Origin of the sequence: Cupriavidus sp. D39, assembly GCF_026627925.1 — a bacterium.
Classification (GTDB): Bacteria; Pseudomonadota; Gammaproteobacteria; order Burkholderiales; family Burkholderiaceae; genus Cupriavidus; species Cupriavidus ulmosensis.
Window position 1 is genome coordinate 4,826,745 of record NZ_JAPNLE010000009.1, and the last position, 16,762, is coordinate 4,843,506.

The 16,762-nt window shown below is 64.4% G+C and carries 13 protein-coding genes and 1 pseudogene; 6 read left to right on the plus strand and 8 right to left on the minus strand.

The window, feature by feature from the left end; genetic code table 11:
- Positions 1-81: 81 nt before the first annotated feature.
- Together OMK73_RS34565 and OMK73_RS34570 are read right to left on the minus strand one after the other, a co-directional pair.
- Positions 82-327 (minus strand): hypothetical protein, encoded by a 246-nt coding sequence (locus OMK73_RS34565; RefSeq protein WP_043344643.1) that lies wholly within the window; start codon positions 325-327, stop codon positions 82-84.
- Between the two features lie 491 nt (positions 328-818).
- Positions 819-2,396, minus strand: a complete 1,578-nt coding sequence (locus OMK73_RS34570) for an MFS transporter (protein WP_267605952.1) — start codon at positions 2,394-2,396, stop codon at positions 819-821.
- A 150-nt stretch (positions 2,397-2,546) separates the two neighbouring features.
- Between OMK73_RS34570 and OMK73_RS34575 the strand changes: the two genes are divergently transcribed.
- Positions 2,547-3,428, plus strand: a complete 882-nt coding sequence (locus tag OMK73_RS34575) for a LysR substrate-binding domain-containing protein (protein WP_267605953.1) — start codon at positions 2,547-2,549, stop codon at positions 3,426-3,428.
- A gap of 15 nt (positions 3,429-3,443) precedes the next feature.
- Here the strand turns inward: OMK73_RS34575 and OMK73_RS34580 are convergent, their stop codons facing one another.
- Positions 3,444-4,640: an MFS transporter gene (locus OMK73_RS34580; protein ID WP_267605954.1), complete on the minus strand. Its 1,197-nt coding sequence runs from the start codon at positions 4,638-4,640 to the stop codon at positions 3,444-3,446.
- A gap of 400 nt (positions 4,641-5,040) precedes the next feature.
- Between OMK73_RS34580 and ltrA (OMK73_RS34585) the strand changes: the two are divergent.
- Both ltrA (OMK73_RS34585) and OMK73_RS34590 read left to right on the plus strand, forming a co-directional pair.
- A pseudogene (gene ltrA, locus OMK73_RS34585) lies at positions 5,041-6,587 on the plus strand (group II intron reverse transcriptase/maturase).
- A 160-nt stretch (positions 6,588-6,747) separates the two neighbouring features.
- Complete coding sequence (locus OMK73_RS34590; protein WP_267605955.1) at positions 6,748-7,635, plus strand: LysR family transcriptional regulator; 888 nt, start codon at positions 6,748-6,750, stop codon at positions 7,633-7,635.
- A 74-nt stretch (positions 7,636-7,709) separates the two neighbouring features.
- On the opposite strand, the gene OMK73_RS34595 is transcribed toward OMK73_RS34590, so the two are convergent.
- From OMK73_RS34595 to OMK73_RS34615, 5 genes are all read right to left on the minus strand, one after another.
- On the minus strand, positions 7,710-8,795 hold the full coding sequence (locus OMK73_RS34595) for a porin (RefSeq protein WP_267605956.1): 1,086 nt from the start codon (positions 8,793-8,795) through the stop codon (positions 7,710-7,712).
- Between the two features lie 190 nt (positions 8,796-8,985).
- The gene (gene uraD / locus OMK73_RS34600; protein WP_267605957.1) at positions 8,986-9,504 is read right to left on the minus strand and encodes a 2-oxo-4-hydroxy-4-carboxy-5-ureidoimidazoline decarboxylase; all 519 of its coding nucleotides are present in this window, start codon (positions 9,502-9,504) and stop codon (positions 8,986-8,988) included.
- A 20-nt stretch (positions 9,505-9,524) separates the two neighbouring features.
- Positions 9,525-10,475: an allantoinase PuuE gene (gene puuE, locus OMK73_RS34605; protein ID WP_267606622.1), complete on the minus strand. Its 951-nt coding sequence runs from the start codon at positions 10,473-10,475 to the stop codon at positions 9,525-9,527.
- 48 nt (positions 10,476-10,523) lie between these two features.
- Positions 10,524-11,930: a nucleobase:cation symporter-2 family protein gene (locus OMK73_RS34610; protein WP_267605958.1), complete on the minus strand. Its 1,407-nt coding sequence runs from the start codon at positions 11,928-11,930 to the stop codon at positions 10,524-10,526.
- A gap of 150 nt (positions 11,931-12,080) precedes the next feature.
- The gene (locus OMK73_RS34615) at positions 12,081-12,824 is read right to left on the minus strand and encodes a GntR family transcriptional regulator (RefSeq protein ID WP_267605959.1); all 744 of its coding nucleotides are present in this window, start codon (positions 12,822-12,824) and stop codon (positions 12,081-12,083) included.
- A 312-nt stretch (positions 12,825-13,136) separates the two neighbouring features.
- Here OMK73_RS34615 and uraH point away from each other — a divergent pair, with 312 nt between their 5' ends.
- The 3 genes from uraH to ltrA (OMK73_RS34630) all read left to right on the plus strand — a co-directional run bounded on the left by uraH (position 13,137) and on the right by ltrA (OMK73_RS34630) (position 16,634).
- Complete coding sequence (gene uraH / locus OMK73_RS34620; RefSeq protein WP_267605960.1) at positions 13,137-13,490, plus strand: hydroxyisourate hydrolase; 354 nt, start codon at positions 13,137-13,139, stop codon at positions 13,488-13,490.
- Positions 13,491-13,521: 31 nt separating this feature from the next.
- On the plus strand, positions 13,522-14,727 hold the full coding sequence (locus OMK73_RS34625) for a urate hydroxylase PuuD (RefSeq protein WP_267605961.1): 1,206 nt from the start codon (positions 13,522-13,524) through the stop codon (positions 14,725-14,727).
- 536 nt (positions 14,728-15,263) lie between these two features.
- Complete coding sequence (gene ltrA, locus OMK73_RS34630; protein WP_267600714.1) at positions 15,264-16,634, plus strand: group II intron reverse transcriptase/maturase; 1,371 nt, start codon at positions 15,264-15,266, stop codon at positions 16,632-16,634.
- The last annotated feature ends 128 nt before the right edge of the window (positions 16,635-16,762 follow it).

A 16,762-nucleotide genomic window follows, 5' to 3' on the forward strand; every position in this document is an offset into this window, starting at 1 on the left:
CGTTTTGTTTGACCGGCTTGTGCTGCAGTTCCGCCGGCCCGGAAAACCTGTCCTGCCCTGATCCCGTTGCAGCTATTCCAACTATTGCAGCATGTTGTACTGCTCTCGCATCACGACGATGATGGACTTGGCCGCTGCCAGCCGGGTTGGCAAATGGTCCTCCTCCTCGCGCGGGAAATCGACTTCCGCGCTCCAGTTGCAACCGGTATGGTCGGGCTGGTGAACGCGCATGGCGTGCAATTCGCACTCGCCGCACTCGGGATTGTTGTTTAGGAACTGGTTCAGGATGGCCATCAACTCCGACCGGGTCTTTGCATCACGCCGCATGAGTCACCTCGTCCGTTGCCGTTTTGTTGCCTGGAACCTAAATCTAGGCACGCAGGCGCAGGCTCGCCAATTGAATCGCCCTATTAAGCAGCGACTTTCGATCCCGATTTCCGGTAGTTTGCCTCTATCGCACTGCAACAAATCCATGCAATAAATCCATGCTGCGTCGCGCCAATGCCGAAACCGACGGCGCACCATCCGGTCGAATCGCCAATGGTGCGGCGCGCGAATGCCATGCAGCGGGCGCGAGGCGCGCAAGGCGCAGCGATCCGGCGGCGAGGCTCCCTCGACTCCTGAACAATCTCGCGAACCTGGCGGACCCTGGTAAAACCTCAAGGCGATCCCGATGCTAAAGAATCTTTGGCATGTGCTGGACCAATCGGCGAATGTGCGCGCCGAGGCGCGCCCGAGACGGCCCGGTCAAGCACCTGCGGCGGCTAGCGGACGCAGGGCGCGCCGCGCACCTTCAAGGTGGCGATGACCATGGACTTCTAGGCGGAGCGGCAGGCGGGATCGGCAACTGGCTGGCGCTCCTGCTGCCCTTCTAGCCCTCGTTTGCCGGGCGCGAACACGATCAGGCTGAGCAAGGCCAGCACCCAGGCGCCGATCCCGCCATACACCATCACCCAGCCAAAGCCATGAACGAGCGCCGCATGCAGTGCGGCGCCGGACGCGTCCAGCGCGGGCAGTTGTGCAAAGGCGTCCCCGAGTGAATCCATGTTGCCCGCAGCAATGTGCTGCGCCAGCGCGCGCAACTGCAACGTATCGAACGCCCCCGGAAAGGCTCGCTTCAGATACGACGAGATGCCCGCGACCAGGATGCATCCCATCAACGCGATATTGATCGCCAGCGAGATCATCCGCGCGCTCATGTCGATGCCGGACGCCATGCCGGCGCGGCTGCTGGGAACCGAAGCGGTGGTGGTATTGGTCACCGGCGTGTTGGTGATGCCCAGGCCGATGCCGGCCAGCAGCGAACCCGGGAGCAAGGTCAACCAGCTTGCCTGCGCCAGGCTGCTGCCGAGCTTCATGAGCATGAAGCCCAGCCCGATCGTGAACAAGCCCAGGGGAATGACCACGCCGGGCCGGTACCGCAGCGCAAGGCGCTCTCCCAGCGGCGGAAACAACAGCGTGGGCAGCGTATAAGCCAGCAAGGACAAACCGGCGGCCACGCTGCCGTAGCCCAGGCCGCCGTGGAAATAAAGCGGCAGGTAGATCATGAACGGCCAGAAGCTGAAGTTCATGCCCATGGAGCCAAGCAGCGCACCGGAGAAGTCCCGGCTGTGGAAGACCGAAACATCGAACATCGGATGCGCACTGAATTTTTCCGCTAGCAGGAAAGCCACGAAGCTGGCTGCCGTCACGGCCATCATGCCGATCGCGGCGGCGCGGGAAATGCCGGCTTCCGCTCCCTGCGTGATCAGATAAGCCAAGCCGAAAACGGCCAGCGACAGCGTGACGACGCCCGCGATATCGAGCTTGCCCGCCTGCGGATCGCGTGACTCTTCCACGCCGGCGAATACCAGCGCCAGGGTCAGGATGGCAAGCAGCACGTGAACCAGGAACACCCATTGCCAGCCGGATACGGCAACGATCATGCCGCCGACGATCGGCCCGAAACCCAGGCCGATCCCGAACACGATGCCCCAAGCGCCAAAGGCCTTGCTGCGTTCCTTGCCCTCCTGGAATTGATGCGACAGGATCGCCACCAGGCAGATCAGCATAGCGCCGCCGGCCATGCCCTGGAGAAACCGGCTGGCGATCAGGACGGAAGCGCTTTGCGCCAGGCCACAGATCAGGGAGGCGATGCCGAACAAGGCAACGCCGAGGATGAACACGCGCTTGCGGCCAAAGCGGTCGGCCAATGTGCCGGCCGCCATCAGCACCGTGGTGCAGGCGATGGTGTAGGCATTCATGATCCATTGCATGTCCCTGAAGTCGCCGTGCAGCACGCGCTCGAGGGTGGGCAGTATGACCGGCACACTGGAAATCTCCAGGCCGAACATCAGGGCGGCCAGGCAGACGGCGGCCAATGCCATTTGGTTTTTACGGGAATGAGTGAGGCGCATCGATAGTGCTTTCCAGGCGGATCCGGTTTCAGGGAACGGATGGCGTCATGCTCGACACCGGTCTTGGCGCACATTGTGGGCGAGTCCTCGCTATGATAGAAATGATCTAATTTCTTCCGATTCATTAGTACTCATCATATATACGGGACCATGGATTTCGATCCGACACTGCTGCGGGCCTTTGTCGCCGTCAAGGAAACCGGCGGCTTCACGCGCGCGGCGCAACGGCTGCACCTGACGCAGTCCGCAGTCAGCCATCAGATCCGGCGGCTCGAAGAGCAGGTCGGCCGGCCGCTGCTGTACCGCACCACACGCACCCTGACCCTGACCGAGGACGGCAACGAGTTTCTCCAGCATGCGCAGCAGATCCTGGCCTCGCTCGATGCGCTTTCGCGCCGCTTCCAGCCGTCTCCCGTTTGCGGCGTGGTGCGCTTCGGCGTGCCGGAAACCTTCCTGGGCGAGCGGCTGCCGCAACTGCTGTCGCAGTTCGCCCGGGCATTTCCCAAGGTGCGTCTCGATGTGAACGTGGGCACGTACCTGGATTTGCGCGCGATGATCAAGGCCGGCGAGCTGGATCTTGCCGTGGTTTTGTCAGAGCCCGGCGGGGAGGGTGGCACGGTGCTGCAGCAGACGCAGTTTGTGTGGGCCGCTGCCCAGACCTTCGAGATCGCACCGGGTGCGTCGTTGCCGCTCGCGCTGTCCCCCTCGCCGTGCGTTAACCGGCAGGTGGGCGTGGCGGCATTGGAGGGCACATCCATACCGTGGCACGTGGCCTTCACGTCGCCAAGCCAGGAGGGCATCCGCACGGCGGTGCTGGCAGGACTCGGCGCCTCGGTGCAGATCCGCGGCGACCTGAAACCGGGGATGAAAGTGGTGGATGGCCAGTTCGGGTTGCCGGCGCTGCCGGCGGCGGATTTTGCGCTGATCTGGAGCGATGGCGAGAAGCCGCCGGCCGCCCGCGAGTTCGGGCAGTTGCTGGTGAGCCTGCAGGAGCCGCCGCCCAAGCCTGGCCGGCGGCTCAGGAAGCCTTAGCCTCGCAGCGCCCCGCTATGCTGCATCGGGCCGCGCCGGGAACCCATGCCCGCGCGAGGTCCACGCAACCGCCAGGCCGGCAACCAGCAACGCAAGCAGCGCCCACGGGAACGCGCCGACGCCGTGCGTCTCCAGCAGGACGCCGCCGAGGATGCCGCCGGCCGCGATGGCGAGGTTCCAGGTGGTGACGAGCATCGATTGCGCGACATCCGCGCCGGGCCCGGCCGCTTCGGCGGAAGCGGTCTGGAGCAAGGCGGGGGAGCCGCCGAACGTCAGGCCCCAGGTCACGACCGCCAGATAGACCACGATTGGATGGCTGCCCCCAATGCCGAGCGCTAGCGAGGCCATGGCGAACAGCGCAAGGCTTGCCAGCACCAGCACGCGCAGCATGCGGTCGATCAGCAGGCCGCTGATCCACACGCCGCCCAGCGACGCCACGCCGAACACCAGCAGCACGATATCCACCTGCCCGGCCAGCCCGGCGGGCACGAGAAACGGCACGACATAGGTGTAGAGAACGTTGTGGGCCATCACCCACAAGGCCAGCACGGCGAGGACCGGCCGCACGCCAGGGGTCGCGAATACCCGGCGCACCGGCATGTGCTTGCCCGCCGCCTGGCCGGCGTAATCCGGTGCTCTCAACGCGACCCACGCCATCACGGCCAGCGCCAGGATCGACATCGCGCCGAACGTGGCGCGCCAGCCCAGCGCGGTGCCCAGCAGCGTGCCGAACGGCATGCCCAGGCACAGCGCCAGCGGCGCGCCGACGCCGGCCACGGCCAGCGCACGGCCTTTGAGATGATCGGGCACCATGCGCCGCGCATAGCCCGCAAGCATGCCCCAGATCAGGCCGCCCGCCATGCCCGCCAGGAAGCGCGCCACCAGTGCCACCACATAGCCGGGCGACAGCGCGGTGAGCGTATTGAAGACCAGCAGCCCGGCCAGCGCGGCCAGCAGCAATGGCCGGCGGCGCCAGCCTTGCGTGGCCGCTGTGAGCGGGATGGCCGCCACCAGCGAGCCGATGGCGTAGAGGCTCACGAACTGGCCCGCGAGTGCTTCGGATACCCCCAGCCCTTCGCTGATGCGCGAGAGCATGCCGGCCGGGATGGTCTCCGTCAGCAGCGTCAGGAATCCCGCCATGGCAAGCGCAAGCAAGGCCGGCAGCGGCAGGCGGTCCGCGTCTGCGGCGGCGGGGTTGTTCATTGTCAGCATGTTGATCCTGTGCGCCGGTCAAAACCGGCAAAGTGTTGTGAATGAAAGAGTCATACGTTGAAGGTCTAGCCAGCCACGGCGGCCCCGAGTCATGCGTGTGTACCCGCAAGGGTGCAGGCGAAGCGTTGACAGGGGTACGCGCGGGCCGGGTATTGAGCCGCGAAATACATGCCCCGTGCCGCAAGGCACGGGTTGAACGGGGTGCCGAGGCTCTAGGATTAAGCCGAAGGTCACATCGGTGCTGCCGCATTGGCGAGGCAGCATCGGACCCCGCGCGGTCGAAGACCCCGTGCACGCGCAGAAACACTTTGCTCGGGAACCGGGAGATCCCGCGCCCTGCTACGTCCCGCTGGGAAGCGTTGGGCGTAGCGCGCATCGTGAAGCCTGAGGGCGTACGACGATGAGCGACGGGCGTGGGAAGTCGGACTGCTGCGTAGTACCTGAGAAGCTGCCGAACAAGACTGCGGGTGCAATTCCTGCGGTGGCGGAGGTGGTGGAGGGAAGGCGGCGGGCCAAGGGCAATGCAGTCGCAGCGCGCATGTCCCGCAGATTGGGGCGGGCATATGACATGGGAACGGCGCTCGACGGCATACGACAGACGGCCAAAGGCCGACCGGGTGCGAAGTTCACCACCCTGATGCATCACATCTACGCAGTCGACCGCCTGCGGGCAGCCTACGTTGCGCTGACGCGCAAGGCGGCGGCCGGGGTGGACGGTCAGACGTGGCAGTCGTACGGACTGGACCTTGAGGCTCGCCTTCTGGACCTGTCCGACCGGCTGGCCCGAGGGGCTTACCGGCCCCAGCCTGTCAGACGCGTGTACATCGACAAGGCCGACGGCAGCAAGCGCCCGCTGGGCGTGCCGGCGCTGGAGGACAAGCTCGTCCAACTCGCCACGGTCGAAGTGCTGAACGCAATCTACGAACAGGATTTCCTCGGGTTCAGTTACGGCTTCCGTCCCGGCAAGAGCGCGCACAACGCACTGGACGCCGTGAGCGTGGGGGTGGAACAACGAAAGGTGAACTGGATACTCGATGCGGACATCAGCAAGTTCTACGACACAATCGAACACGACTGGCTGGTCAGATTCATCGAGCACCGGGTAGCGGACACACGGGTTGTGCGGCTCATCAAGAAGTGGCTGCACGCTGGTGTGCTGGAAGACGAGAGGTTGACGCAGAGCGAGGTGGGGACAGTTCAGGGCGGAAGCATCAGCCCGTTGCTGTCCAATATCTATCTCCATTACGCGTTCGACCTGTGGGTGAAGCAGTGGCGTGCGCGGCATGCCGAAGGCGATATGGTCATCGTGCGCTATGCCGATGATTGGGTCGCAGGGTTCCAGTACATCGGTGACGCTGAGCGTTTCCAGCGCGAGGTGACCGAGCGGATGGCCCGCTTCGGCTTGAAACTGCACGAGGGCAAAACGCGGCTGATCGAGTTCGGGCGTTTCGCGCGCGAGAACTGCCGACGCCGTAATGGGGGCAAGCCGCCGACCTTCGACTTCCTTGGATTCACGCATTGCTGTGGGAAGACACATAAGGGACGGTTTGCGGTCCTGAGGCTGACCAGCGCCAAGCGCATGCGCGCCAAGCTGCTGGCAGTCAAGCAACAACTGCGACGACGCATGCACCAGACCATCGCGGAACAAGGCAAGTACTTGGGGTCCGTGGTAAATGGACACATGCGGTACTTCGGCGTGCCGCGGAACGGGCCGCGTCTTGCCCGCTTCCGGGCGCTCGTGGCCCGCGTGTGGTATCGCGCATTGCACCGCCGAAGTCAGAAAAGCCGACTGCGCTGGCAGCAGATGAATCGGCTCGTTGCCCATTGGTTGCCCTGTACTCACATTTGCCATCCCTATCCGAACCAGCGTCTGATCGTTACGACCCAAGGCAGGAGCCGTATGCGGTAATTCCGCTCGTACGGATCTGTGGAGGGGGTGCTGGGTGACTGGCATTCCTACTCCGACTCCCATTTCTCGGGCAACAGAATGGGGCGAGTATTGGCTGCGGGGGACTAATGAACAATGGGCTATAGTTCCAAACATATCTGACAGATTAGTCAGTAATCAAATCTGTCAGCCATCAAAGCCATCATCGAGAGGTCGGCAATGGATAGCCTGGGTTCGCTTGGCGTGTTCGTCAGGGCAGGGGAAGCCCGCAGTTTCACCGTGGCGGGACAGCAGCTGGGCATCTCGTCCTCGGCGGTCAGCAAGGCAATCGTGCGGCTGGAGGCGAGCCTCGGCGTGCGGCTGTTCCATCGCTCCACCCGCAACGTCAGCCTGACCCCGGAGGGCGCGCTGTTTCTCGAGCGTTGCCGGCGCATCCTGTGCGAGGTCGAGGCGGCCCAGACCGAGCTCTTGCAGACGCAGAGCGCGCCGCGCGGCAAGCTGAGGCTCAGCCTGCCATCGATCGGTGCCCCGTTCATGAACCGGCTCGCCGAATTCAAGCGGCTTTATCCCGAGGTCGAGCTGGAGATCGATTGCACGGACCGGCTGGTCGAGGTGATCGAGGAGGGCTTCGATGCGGTAATCCGCACCGGCGAGCCCAGCGATTCCCGCTTGATGTCGCGCACCATCGGCTCGTTCCGGCTGGTGATGGTCGGCTCGCCGGATTATTTCCGCCGAGCGGGGCTGCCGCGGGAGCCAGAGGATCTTGCCCGCCACGACTGCTTGCTGTACCGCTACCCCACCACCGGCAAGCTGCAGGCATGGCCGCTGTGCCGCGACGGCCAGCCGGCCGAAATCGAGCGCCAGGCCAGCATGGTGACGAACACGCTGGAGCCGCAGGTGTGCTTCGCCGAGCAAGGCCTCGGCATCGCCTGCGTGCCGGATATCGCCATTCGGCGCCAGCTGGACGAAGGCACGCTCGTCAGCGTGCTGGACGACTACAACCAGGACCGCACGATGCTGCGGGTGCTGTGGCCGTCCAGCCGCCAGCTGTCGCCCAAGCTCCGGGCCTTCGTGGACTTCATCACCGGAAACCTGCTGGCACCTTGAGCATGGCGTGCCGGCGGGGCATAAAAAACCCGCCACAAGGGCGGGTTTCAATTCCCGTTGACAAGGGGAAAGCGTCAGAACTTGTGACGCAGGCCAACACCGAAGGTGTCGCCGTGCGACAGGTCGGTGATCTTGTCGTAGAAATAAGCGGCGTAGACGTCGGTGCGCTTGGACAGGTTGTAGTCGTAGGCGACCGCCACCGTGTTGCGCTTGAAGTCCGCCACCGAGTTCTTGGTCTTGTCGTAGGCGTAGGACGCCAGGATATTGCCGTTGCCGACCGGCACCGAAACGCCGACCTGGCCGTTGGTGTGCTTGATGTCGCCGTTGACGTTGTTGTTGATGTCCGACTTGATGTACTGGCCTTGCGCGAACAGCTTGACGACCTTGAAGTCGTAGCTCACGCCGCCTTGCACCGCGTTCTGCTTGCTGAAGCCGACCAGCAGCGGGCTGGTCGACGCGGTCACGTCACCCGGGTTGCTGTCGAACTTCACTTGCTGGAAGGCCAGCGTAGCGGCGAACGGGCCGTTGAAGTACATCAGGTTGCCGCCCCACTTGTTCTGGCCGGTGGCACCTGCCTTCTCGCCGAAGGAGTAGATCACGTTGGCGGTCAGGCCGCCGAAGTTCGGCGTGGAGTACAGCAGCGAGTTGTTCCAGCCCGAATCGCCGATGATGCCCGGGTCGAGCACGCGCGCGGTGGACGCGCCGAAATAGGTGTGGAACACCATCGGCGAGAACACGTAGGAGTCGATCAGCGGGTTGAACAGGATGGTCGACACGAAGAAAGGCGTGGTGTTGCGGCCCAGCTTGATGGTGCCCAGCTTGTCGTTCTGCAGGCCGACGAAGGCATTGCGGCTGAACATCGAGTCGCCGTTGAAGCGGCCCGAGGAACCGCTGTCGGTGCGGAAGAATCCGTTCAGGTCGAAGATGGCCTTGGTGCCGTTGCCGAGGTCTTCGGTGCCCTTGATGCCCCAGTACGAGGTCTGCATGCCGCCCGAGTTGGCGACATAGGCGCGGTTGGACGCGCCGACGTTCTTGACGCCGCCGACGAACATGTCGGCCTGGCCGTACAGCGTGACGCTGGATTGCGCCATGGCCGCGCCGCTGAAAAGGGCTGCCGCCATCGCTGCCAGCTTGAGGGCCGGCTTGATATGCTTGTGCATTGTGGGTTTCTCCGTGGTTGATCCGTTGCGTTCGTTGTGTACTGGGTCCCTGACGGGTTCTATTCGTTTTATTGGTGCTGATGCTATTTTTGGCAGGCGCCGGACCTTGGCTCGGTCCGGGCGTTGTCCGTTACAGCGGCATGGGTCACGCAGGGTAACGAAAAGGTAACGAAACGACTGCTTTTTTTGCTCAGCCGGATACTAAGTCGTTCAGGCGGAATTGCGCAATGCGGTGGATCTGGTTGATGCAAGTTTGCAACTCTGCGGCGGGCGAATTGTTCACGCGCCTTGCGAACTCGGCAATGATGCCGGCGCGGTCATAGCCACGCACGGCCAGGATGAAGGGAAAGCCGAATTTCTCGTTGTACTGGCGGTTGAGCGACTGGAGCTGCTCGAACTGCTCGGCGGAGCATTGGTCCAGGCCGGCGCCGCTTTGCTCGCGGGTCGACTCGGCGGTCAGCTCGCCGCGCACGGCGGCCTTGCCGGCCAGCTCCGGGTGGGCGCGCACCAGCTTGATCTGGGCGGCGTCGCCGGCGCCGTCAACGATGGCGCGCATGGCGTCGGCCAGCGCGGCAGCGTGGGCGAAGGGTCGCTGCGTGGCGGCGGCTTCGGCCACCCACGCGGAGTGTTCATAGATGCCGCCAAGCGCCTGGATGAAGTCGGCGGCCGGCAGGGCGTTGAGTTGGTCGAGGGTGTAGGTCTGGCTCATGGTTCGGCTTATGGTTCGGCTTATGCGTGGTTCTGTGCGGAGTAGGGATGGGTCTCGGCCCAGTGGCGCGCGATATCCACGCGCTTGCAGATCCAGACTTTGTCATGGCCCTGCACGTAGTCGAGAAAGCGCTGCAGCCCGCGCATGCGCCCCGGGCGGCCCAGCAGGCGGCAGTGCATGCCGACCGACAGCATCTTGGGGCGGTCCAGCCCCTGCGGATCGCCCTCGGCGTAGAGCACGTCGAAGGCGTCCTTGAGGTACTGGAAGAACTGCTCGCCGGTATTGAAGCCTTGCGGCGTGGCAAAGCGCATGTCGTTGGAGTCGAGCGTGTAGGGCACCACCAGGTGGGGCTTTGTCTCGCCGTTGCTGACCTCCACCTCGGTCCAGAAGGGCAGGTCGTCGCCGTAGTAGTCCGAGTCGTAAAGCAGCCCGCCGTGCTCCACCACCAGGCGGCGCGTGTTGGGGCTGTCGCGGCCGGTGTACCAGCCCAGCGGCAGCGAGCCGGTCAGCTCCTTGATGATCTGCATGCCGATGCGCATGTGCTCGCGCTCGGTGGCTTCGTCCATGCCCTGGTAATGGATCCAGCGCCAGCCGTGGCAGGCGATCTCGTGGCCAAGCTCGACAAACGCGCGGGTCAGCTCCGGATGGCGCTGCAACGCCATCGACACGCCGAAGATCGTCAGCGGCAGCCCGCGCTGCTCGAACTCGCGCAGGATGCGCCAGACCCCGGCGCGCGAGCCGTACTCGTACACGCCCTCCATGCTCATGTGGCGCTCTGGGTAGGCCGCCGCGCCGATGATCTCGGAGAGGAACTGCTCGGAGCCGGCGTCGCCGTGCAGCACGTTGTTTTCGCCGCCCTCTTCGTAGTTGAGGACGAACTGCAGCGCAATGCGCGCGCCGCCCGGCCAGCGGGCGTGCGGTGACTGGCTGCCGTAACCGATCAGATCGCGTGGATAGTTGTGGCTTGTCATCAGGGTCATGGTTCTTCAGGAAACGGTGCCGGCCGCCGCCGGCTGGACTTATTCCGTGCCGTGCGAGTTGGCCGCGGCGTTGCGCATCGCTTCTTCACGCGACTGGATGCCGTTGAAGAAGACGTTGAGCACGACTGCCACGATGGTGCCCAGCACGATGCCGCTGTGGGTGAACGGGTCGGTCCACTTGGGCAGGTACTGGAAGAAGGTCGGCGCCAGCGTCGGGATCATGCCGAAACCGATCGAGATGGCGACGATGAACAGGTTGAAGCGGTTGCGGTTGAAATCGCACGAGCCCAGGATGCGGATGCCGGTGGCGGCCACCATGCCGAACATCACGATGCCCGCGCCGCCGAGCACGAACTGCGGCACCGAGGCCACGATGTGCGCCATCTTCGGGAACAGGCCCAGGCCGATCAGGATGATGCCGCCGGCCACCGCCACATAGCGCGAGCGCACGCCGGTCACGGTCACCAGGCCCACGTTCTGCGAGAACGAGGTGTAGGGGAAGGTGTTGAACAAGCCGCCGATCACGGTGCCCAGGCCGTCGGCACGCAGGCCGCGGGTCAGGTCCTCGTTGGACAGGCGCTTGCCGGTGATGTCGGCCAGCGCGAGGAACATGCCGGTGGATTCCACCAGCGTGATCAGCATCACCACGCACATCGACAGGATGGCGGGAATGTCGAAGGTCGGGATGCCGAAATGCAGCGGCGTGATCAGCGCGATCGCGCTGGCTTCATTGATGCCTTCGAAGGAGACCTTCCCCAGCGCCATCGCCACCAGGGTGCCGATGACGATGCCCAGCAGCACCGCGCAGTTGGAAATCAGGCCACGGCCGTATTTGCTCAGCAACAGGATCGCCACCAGCACCAGCGCCGCGATGCCCAGGTTCCCCAGGTCGCCATAAGCCAGGTTAGGCACATCCTTGACCACGCCGTCGATCACGGCACGCGTGGTGGGCTGGCCGCCGGCCGCCCAGTTGATCCCCACCCGCATCAGCGACACACCGATCAGCGTGATCACCGTGCCGGTGACCACAGGCGGGAACAGCCCGAGCATGCGTCCCATCAGCGGCGCCACCAGGATGCCGAACACCCCCGCGGCAATCACCGCGCCGTAGATGCCGAGCAGGCCTACGTTGGGGTCGGAACCGATGGCGATCATCGGCGCCACCGAGGCGAAGGTCACACCCATCATCACCGGCATGCGGATGCCGAACTTCCAGAAGCCGAAGGCCTGGATCAGCGTGGCCAGGCCCGCGGCGAACAGGTCGGCATTGATCAGGAAGGCGAGTTGGTCCTTCGGCAGCTTGAGCGCGCCGCCGATGATCAGCGGCACCGCGACGGTACCGGCATACATCACCAGCACGTGCTGCAGGCCGAGCGCAAGCAGCCGGCCCGAAGGCAGCCGCTCGTTGGTCAGGTCCGTGGGGACCGTGGTGCTAGCGCTAGTCATGAGTGTGTCTCCTCTCCTTTGGGTTTGATGGGAACGCTGCCGGGCGGGGTGGCTCTTGGTGTGTGACTCCGGCTGCGCGCATCATCGGGGACGCGTTTCTCATGAGCAGGAATCGGGCCTTGGCCGCAGCTTGGCAGCGGGAACAACCTGCTAGGTGGAGTGACCCAGCACGCTGCGAAGATCGAAATTGCCCGGTTCATCGGGCTGCACGCGGTCGGCGCAAGCGCCGAGATGGTGCGCCATGCGGCTCTGGGCGAGGGCGGCGTTGCCCTGTTCCAGTGCGTCGAGGATCTCTTCGTGTTCGTCGAAGGAGCAGGCGTTATTGCCCGGCGCCTCGACGCTGGCGATCATCAGCGTGGTGCGCGACACCAGCCGGCGCATCATGGTGACCAGCAGCGCGTTGCCCGAAAGCTCGGCCAGCGCGGTATGGAATTCGGCCGACAGGCGGATCCACTTGGGCCGCTCGTTGGTCAGGAAGGCCTGGCGCTCGGCCTCCACCATCTTGCGCAGCGGCGCGATCACGCGCTTGACGTCGCGCATGCCGGCGAGCTTTTCCAGTACCGCGCGCTCCAGCATCTGGCGCAGCTCGAACATGTCGTGCGCCTCGTCGGTGGAGGGGCTGGCGATGAAGGCGCCGCGGTTGGGCTCCAGGTCCACCATGCCGTCGGCGGCCAGGTGCGCCAGCACCTTGCGCACCGTGTGGCGCGCCGTGGCATAGATTTCGCACAGCGAGTGCTCCGTCAGCTTGGTGCGCGGGGGCAGCCGGTGCTCCATGATCGCGTCATAGATCTCGTGATACATGCGCTCCTCGACGGAGCCCTTGCGGGCGGGCTTGATTTCGGTCGGGGCGGCGGTGTCATCGGCACCGGCGATCAGCTTGAGACTCTTGGACATCTTGGCACCAGCGTATCGGTGAGGAGGGGAGCAGCGCGCCGTGGTAAGCGGGGTGAAGCGATGGCGCGCCCCAAAAATTGTTGACAATTATTTGGTTATGACGGCAATATTGTCAACAAAACCGAGCTAGGTTTTCGACAAGTCAGGGTAATTCCTGAGTTGCCATCCGGAGTGGTGCGAAGCATTGTCGCCATGCACCAGTCCAGCGCCGGGATGCGTTAGAAATACGTACCGAGCGGGCACCATTCCCACAAATGGTGCTAGTGAAGGCAGCGGCGCCTCTCACAACCCAAAGCCCTAAGGAATAACAGGATGGGACGCTTGACCACACATGTACTCGACACCGCAGCCGGCACGCCCGGCGCCGGCATGTCGATTACCCTGCATAAAATTGTCGACAATCGCAAGGAGACGCTGAAGACAGTCGTCACCAACCACGATGGCCGTTGCGACCAGCCCCTGCTGGATGGCGAGACCATGGCGGTCGGGGTGTACGAGCTCGAATTCGGCGCCGGCGATTATTTCCGCACCCAGGGCACCAAGCTGCCCGAGCCGGCATTCCTCGACGTGGTGACGCTGCGTTTCGGCATTGCCGACACCAGCGCGCATTACCACGTGCCGTTGCTGGTCTCCCCTTGGTCGTACTCGACCTACCGCGGTAGCTGAGCGCGGCAACGGGCAATAAAGGAGACAAGACATGGAAGGCTATATCCTCGACTGGGCCAATCTGCTGCTGCGCTGGGTGCACGTCATCACGGCGATCGCGTGGATCGGTTCCTCGTTTTATTTCGTCTGGCTCGACAACAGCCTGACCCGTCCCGACGACCCCGACCTGCAGGAGAAGGGCGTGGGCGGCGAGCTGTGGGCGGTGCACGGCGGCGGCTTCTACAACCCGCAGAAATACCTGACCGCGCCAAAGACACTGCCGGAGAACCTGCACTGGTTCTACTGGGAGTCGTATTCCACCTGGATGACCGGCTTCGGCCTGCTGGTGGTGCTGTACCTGTTCAACGCCAGCACGTTCCTGATCGACAAGAACGTGATGGACATGTCGCCGGGCGCGGCAATCGGGTTTGCGCTGTCCTACCTCGGCGTGGGCTGGCTGGTGTACGACTGCATCTGCCGCGTGTTCGGCAAGAGCGACCGCACCGTCGGCATCCTGGTGGCGATCTACGTGGCGCTGGCCGCGTTTGTCGCCTGCCACGTGTTCTCGGGCCGCGCGGCGTTCCTGCTGACCGGCGCGATGATCGCGACCATCATGAGCGCCAACGTGCTGGTGTGGATCATCCCGGGGCAGCGCAAGGTGGTTGCCGCGCTGCGCGCGGGCGATCCGGTGGACCCGGTGCATGGCAAGAACGCCAAGCAACGCAGCGTGCACAACACCTACTTCACGCTGCCGGTGCTGTTTGCCATGCTGTCGAACCACTACAGCATGACCTACAGCTACAAGTACAACTGGGCCGCGCTGGTGCTGATCATGCTGGCCGGCGTGCTGATCCGCCAGTTCTTCATCCTCAAGCACAAGGGCAAGATCAACGTCGCGTGGCCTGCTGCCGGCGTGGCCGTGCTGGCGGTGGTAGCGGTGATGATCGCGCCGGTGCAGCGTGAGGTGGTTGCCGGCAAGGACGGCGCCGCCGCCACGCAGGTGAGCTTCACCAAGGTGCAGGAAGTCATCAACTCGCGCTGCATCCAGTGCCATGCCGCCGCGCCGAAGATGATGCCAAGCGCTGCCAAGGGCATCAAGCTGGATACGGCCGACGAGATCAAGGCGCATGCGCAGCTGATCTATCAGCAGGCGGTGCAGCAGAAGGCCATGCCGCTGGGCAATGTCACGCAGATCACGGATGACGAGCGTGCGCTGCTGGGGCAGTGGTTTGAGGCTGGCGCCAAGACCACCAATTGATCGGATAGAGATCGACGGGCCTGCCCGAGAGGCGGGCCTCACCGAGCATCGGTGATCGGCGGTCCGGTGGCCGTGTTGTTGATGGCCGGAGGTCCGGACCGACGAGGGTTTGAGCGGGGCGCAAGCCCCGTTTTTTGTGCGCCCAGCATGGGCGCACTCCTGTGGGTGCAAGTCCCACCGTAAGTTGATCACAGCGATCGAAGCGAAGCGCAACTGCGAAAGGGCGACCGATCGTGGGGAGGAAGCGTGGAGCGAAGCTGCGAGCCGAGGAACACGAACCGGATAGAAGGCGGTGCCGACCAGGACGAGCGGGCATGAAACCGCGAAGTTCTCGTGATCAAGGGGAGGCGGCGTAAATCCGGCGGTTGTGCAGCGAAGGAGTGCGTTCTTACCTGGGGAGATCTCGCCTCATGCCTGAAAGGGCGACGGCGTCGAGCCGGAGCGAGAAGTCAGCAGAGGTCGAAGTAGTTGGGGGTAGCGCCGGCAAGGCTCGAATCCGCCGACGAAGGACCGAACGAGAGGGAGTGTTCGAAGCCATGTCGATACCGAAGGCATTGCGTCAGAAGCCCGCGCGAGCGGGGCGGGAGGGAGTAGCGGGCGGTGAAGCCGGCCGTGAACCCGCCTGCGACGAAGCCGGCGGTCCGCGGCGGGGACCGGAGGACACGGGGTCGGCGCTGCTGGCAGCGGCGCTGACGCGAGAGAACCTGAAGCAGGCGTTCAGGCGGGTCCGCCGCAACAAAGGCGCCGCTGGCGTGGATGGTCTGGATATTGATCAGACCGCCCGCTATCTGGTGTCGGCGTGGCCGGAGATCCGCCAGCAACTGCTCAAGGGGACGTACCGGCCCAGTCCGGTACGGCGGGTAACGATTCCGAAGCCGGACGGAGGAGGCGAGCGCGAGCTCGGTATTCCGACGGTGACGGACCGGCTGATCCAGCAGGCGCTGTTGCAGGTGCTGCAGCCGATGCTGGACCCCACCTTCAGCGAGCACAGCTACGGCTTCCGGCCTGGGCGGCGTGCGCACGATGCGGTGTTAGCCGCGCAGTCGTACGTGCAGTCGGGGCGGCGAGTGGTGGTGGACGTGGATCTGGAGAAGTTCTTTGACCGGGTCAACCACGACATCCTGATTGACCGTCTACAGAAGCGCATCGGGGACGCCGGGGTCATCCGGCTGATCCGGGCGTATCTGAACAGCGGGCTGATGGATGGCGGGGTAGTGCTGCAGCGGTACGAGGGCACGCCGCAAGGCGGGCCGCTGTCACCGCTGCTGGCTAACGTACTGCTCGATGAGGTGGACAAGGCGTTGGAGCGTCGAGGTCATTGCTTCGTGCGCTATGCCGATGATGCGAACGTGTACGTGCGCAGTCGGCGGGCGGGCGAGCGAGTGATGGCGCTATTGCGGCGCTTGTACGGCAGCCTGCGCCTGAAGGTCAACGAGGCAAAGAGCGCGGTGGCGAGCGCGTTTGGCCGCAAGTTCCTCGGCTACAGCTTCTGGGTGGCCGCAGGGGGAGTGGTCAAGCGCAAAGTGGCAGTTAAGCCGCTGCTGACGTTCAAGCAACGCATCCGCGAACTGACTCGCCGCTCAGGCGGGCGGAGTCTGCAGGCAGTCGTGGATCGGGTGAGGCCATATGTTCTGGGATGGAAGGCCTACTTCCGGCTGGCGCAAACGCCCCAGGTCTGGCGCGAGCTGGACAAGTGGATGCGCCACCGGCTGAGGGCCATCCAGCTCAAGCACTGGCGCCGTGGTCGGGTCATTTACCGAGAGTTGCGTGCGCTGGGTGCTACAGCGGATGCCGCCAGGCAAGCAGCGGCGAGTAGCCGGTGCTGGTGGCGCAACAGCGGCGACACGCTGAACCGGGTCCTGACCATCGCCTACTTCGATCAGTTGGGCATGCCCCGTCTCACTTAACCTCAACCTCTCGAACCGCCCGGTGCGGACCCGCATGCCGGGTGGTGTGGCAGGGGCGCAGCCAGTGGGCTGCCCCTATGCCGATTGTTTGAGCGGTGTTGGTTTTGGACCCAAAAGCCCGTACGAGG

Bases quoted from the DNA above. Each gene is read 5' to 3' on its own strand.
- OMK73_RS34625 (WP_267605961.1), top strand. From the start codon at position 13,522: ATGGAAGGCTATATCCTCGACTGGGCCAATCTGCTGCTGCGCTGGGTG.
- OMK73_RS34610 (WP_267605958.1), bottom strand. From the start codon at position 11,930: ATGACTAGCGCTAGCACCACGGTCCCCACGGACCTGACCAACGAGCGG.
- uraD (WP_267605957.1), bottom strand. From the start codon at position 9,504: ATGAGCCAGACCTACACCCTCGACCAACTCAACGCCCTGCCGGCCGCC.
- OMK73_RS34595 (WP_267605956.1), bottom strand. From the start codon at position 8,795: ATGCACAAGCATATCAAGCCGGCCCTCAAGCTGGCAGCGATGGCGGCA.
- OMK73_RS34575 (WP_267605953.1), top strand. From the start codon at position 2,547: ATGGATTTCGATCCGACACTGCTGCGGGCCTTTGTCGCCGTCAAGGAA.
- uraH (WP_267605960.1), top strand. From the start codon at position 13,137: ATGGGACGCTTGACCACACATGTACTCGACACCGCAGCCGGCACGCCC.
- OMK73_RS34590 (WP_267605955.1), top strand. From the start codon at position 6,748: ATGGATAGCCTGGGTTCGCTTGGCGTGTTCGTCAGGGCAGGGGAAGCC.
- ltrA (WP_267600714.1), top strand. From the start codon at position 15,264: ATGTCGATACCGAAGGCATTGCGTCAGAAGCCCGCGCGAGCGGGGCGG.
- OMK73_RS34615 (WP_267605959.1), bottom strand. From the start codon at position 12,824: ATGTCCAAGAGTCTCAAGCTGATCGCCGGTGCCGATGACACCGCCGCC.
- OMK73_RS34580 (WP_267605954.1), bottom strand. From the start codon at position 4,640: ATGCTGACAATGAACAACCCCGCCGCCGCAGACGCGGACCGCCTGCCG.
- OMK73_RS34565 (WP_043344643.1), bottom strand. From the start codon at position 327: ATGCGGCGTGATGCAAAGACCCGGTCGGAGTTGATGGCCATCCTGAAC.
- puuE (WP_267606622.1), bottom strand. From the start codon at position 10,475: ATGACAAGCCACAACTATCCACGCGATCTGATCGGTTACGGCAGCCAG.
- OMK73_RS34570 (WP_267605952.1), bottom strand. From the start codon at position 2,396: ATGCGCCTCACTCATTCCCGTAAAAACCAAATGGCATTGGCCGCCGTC.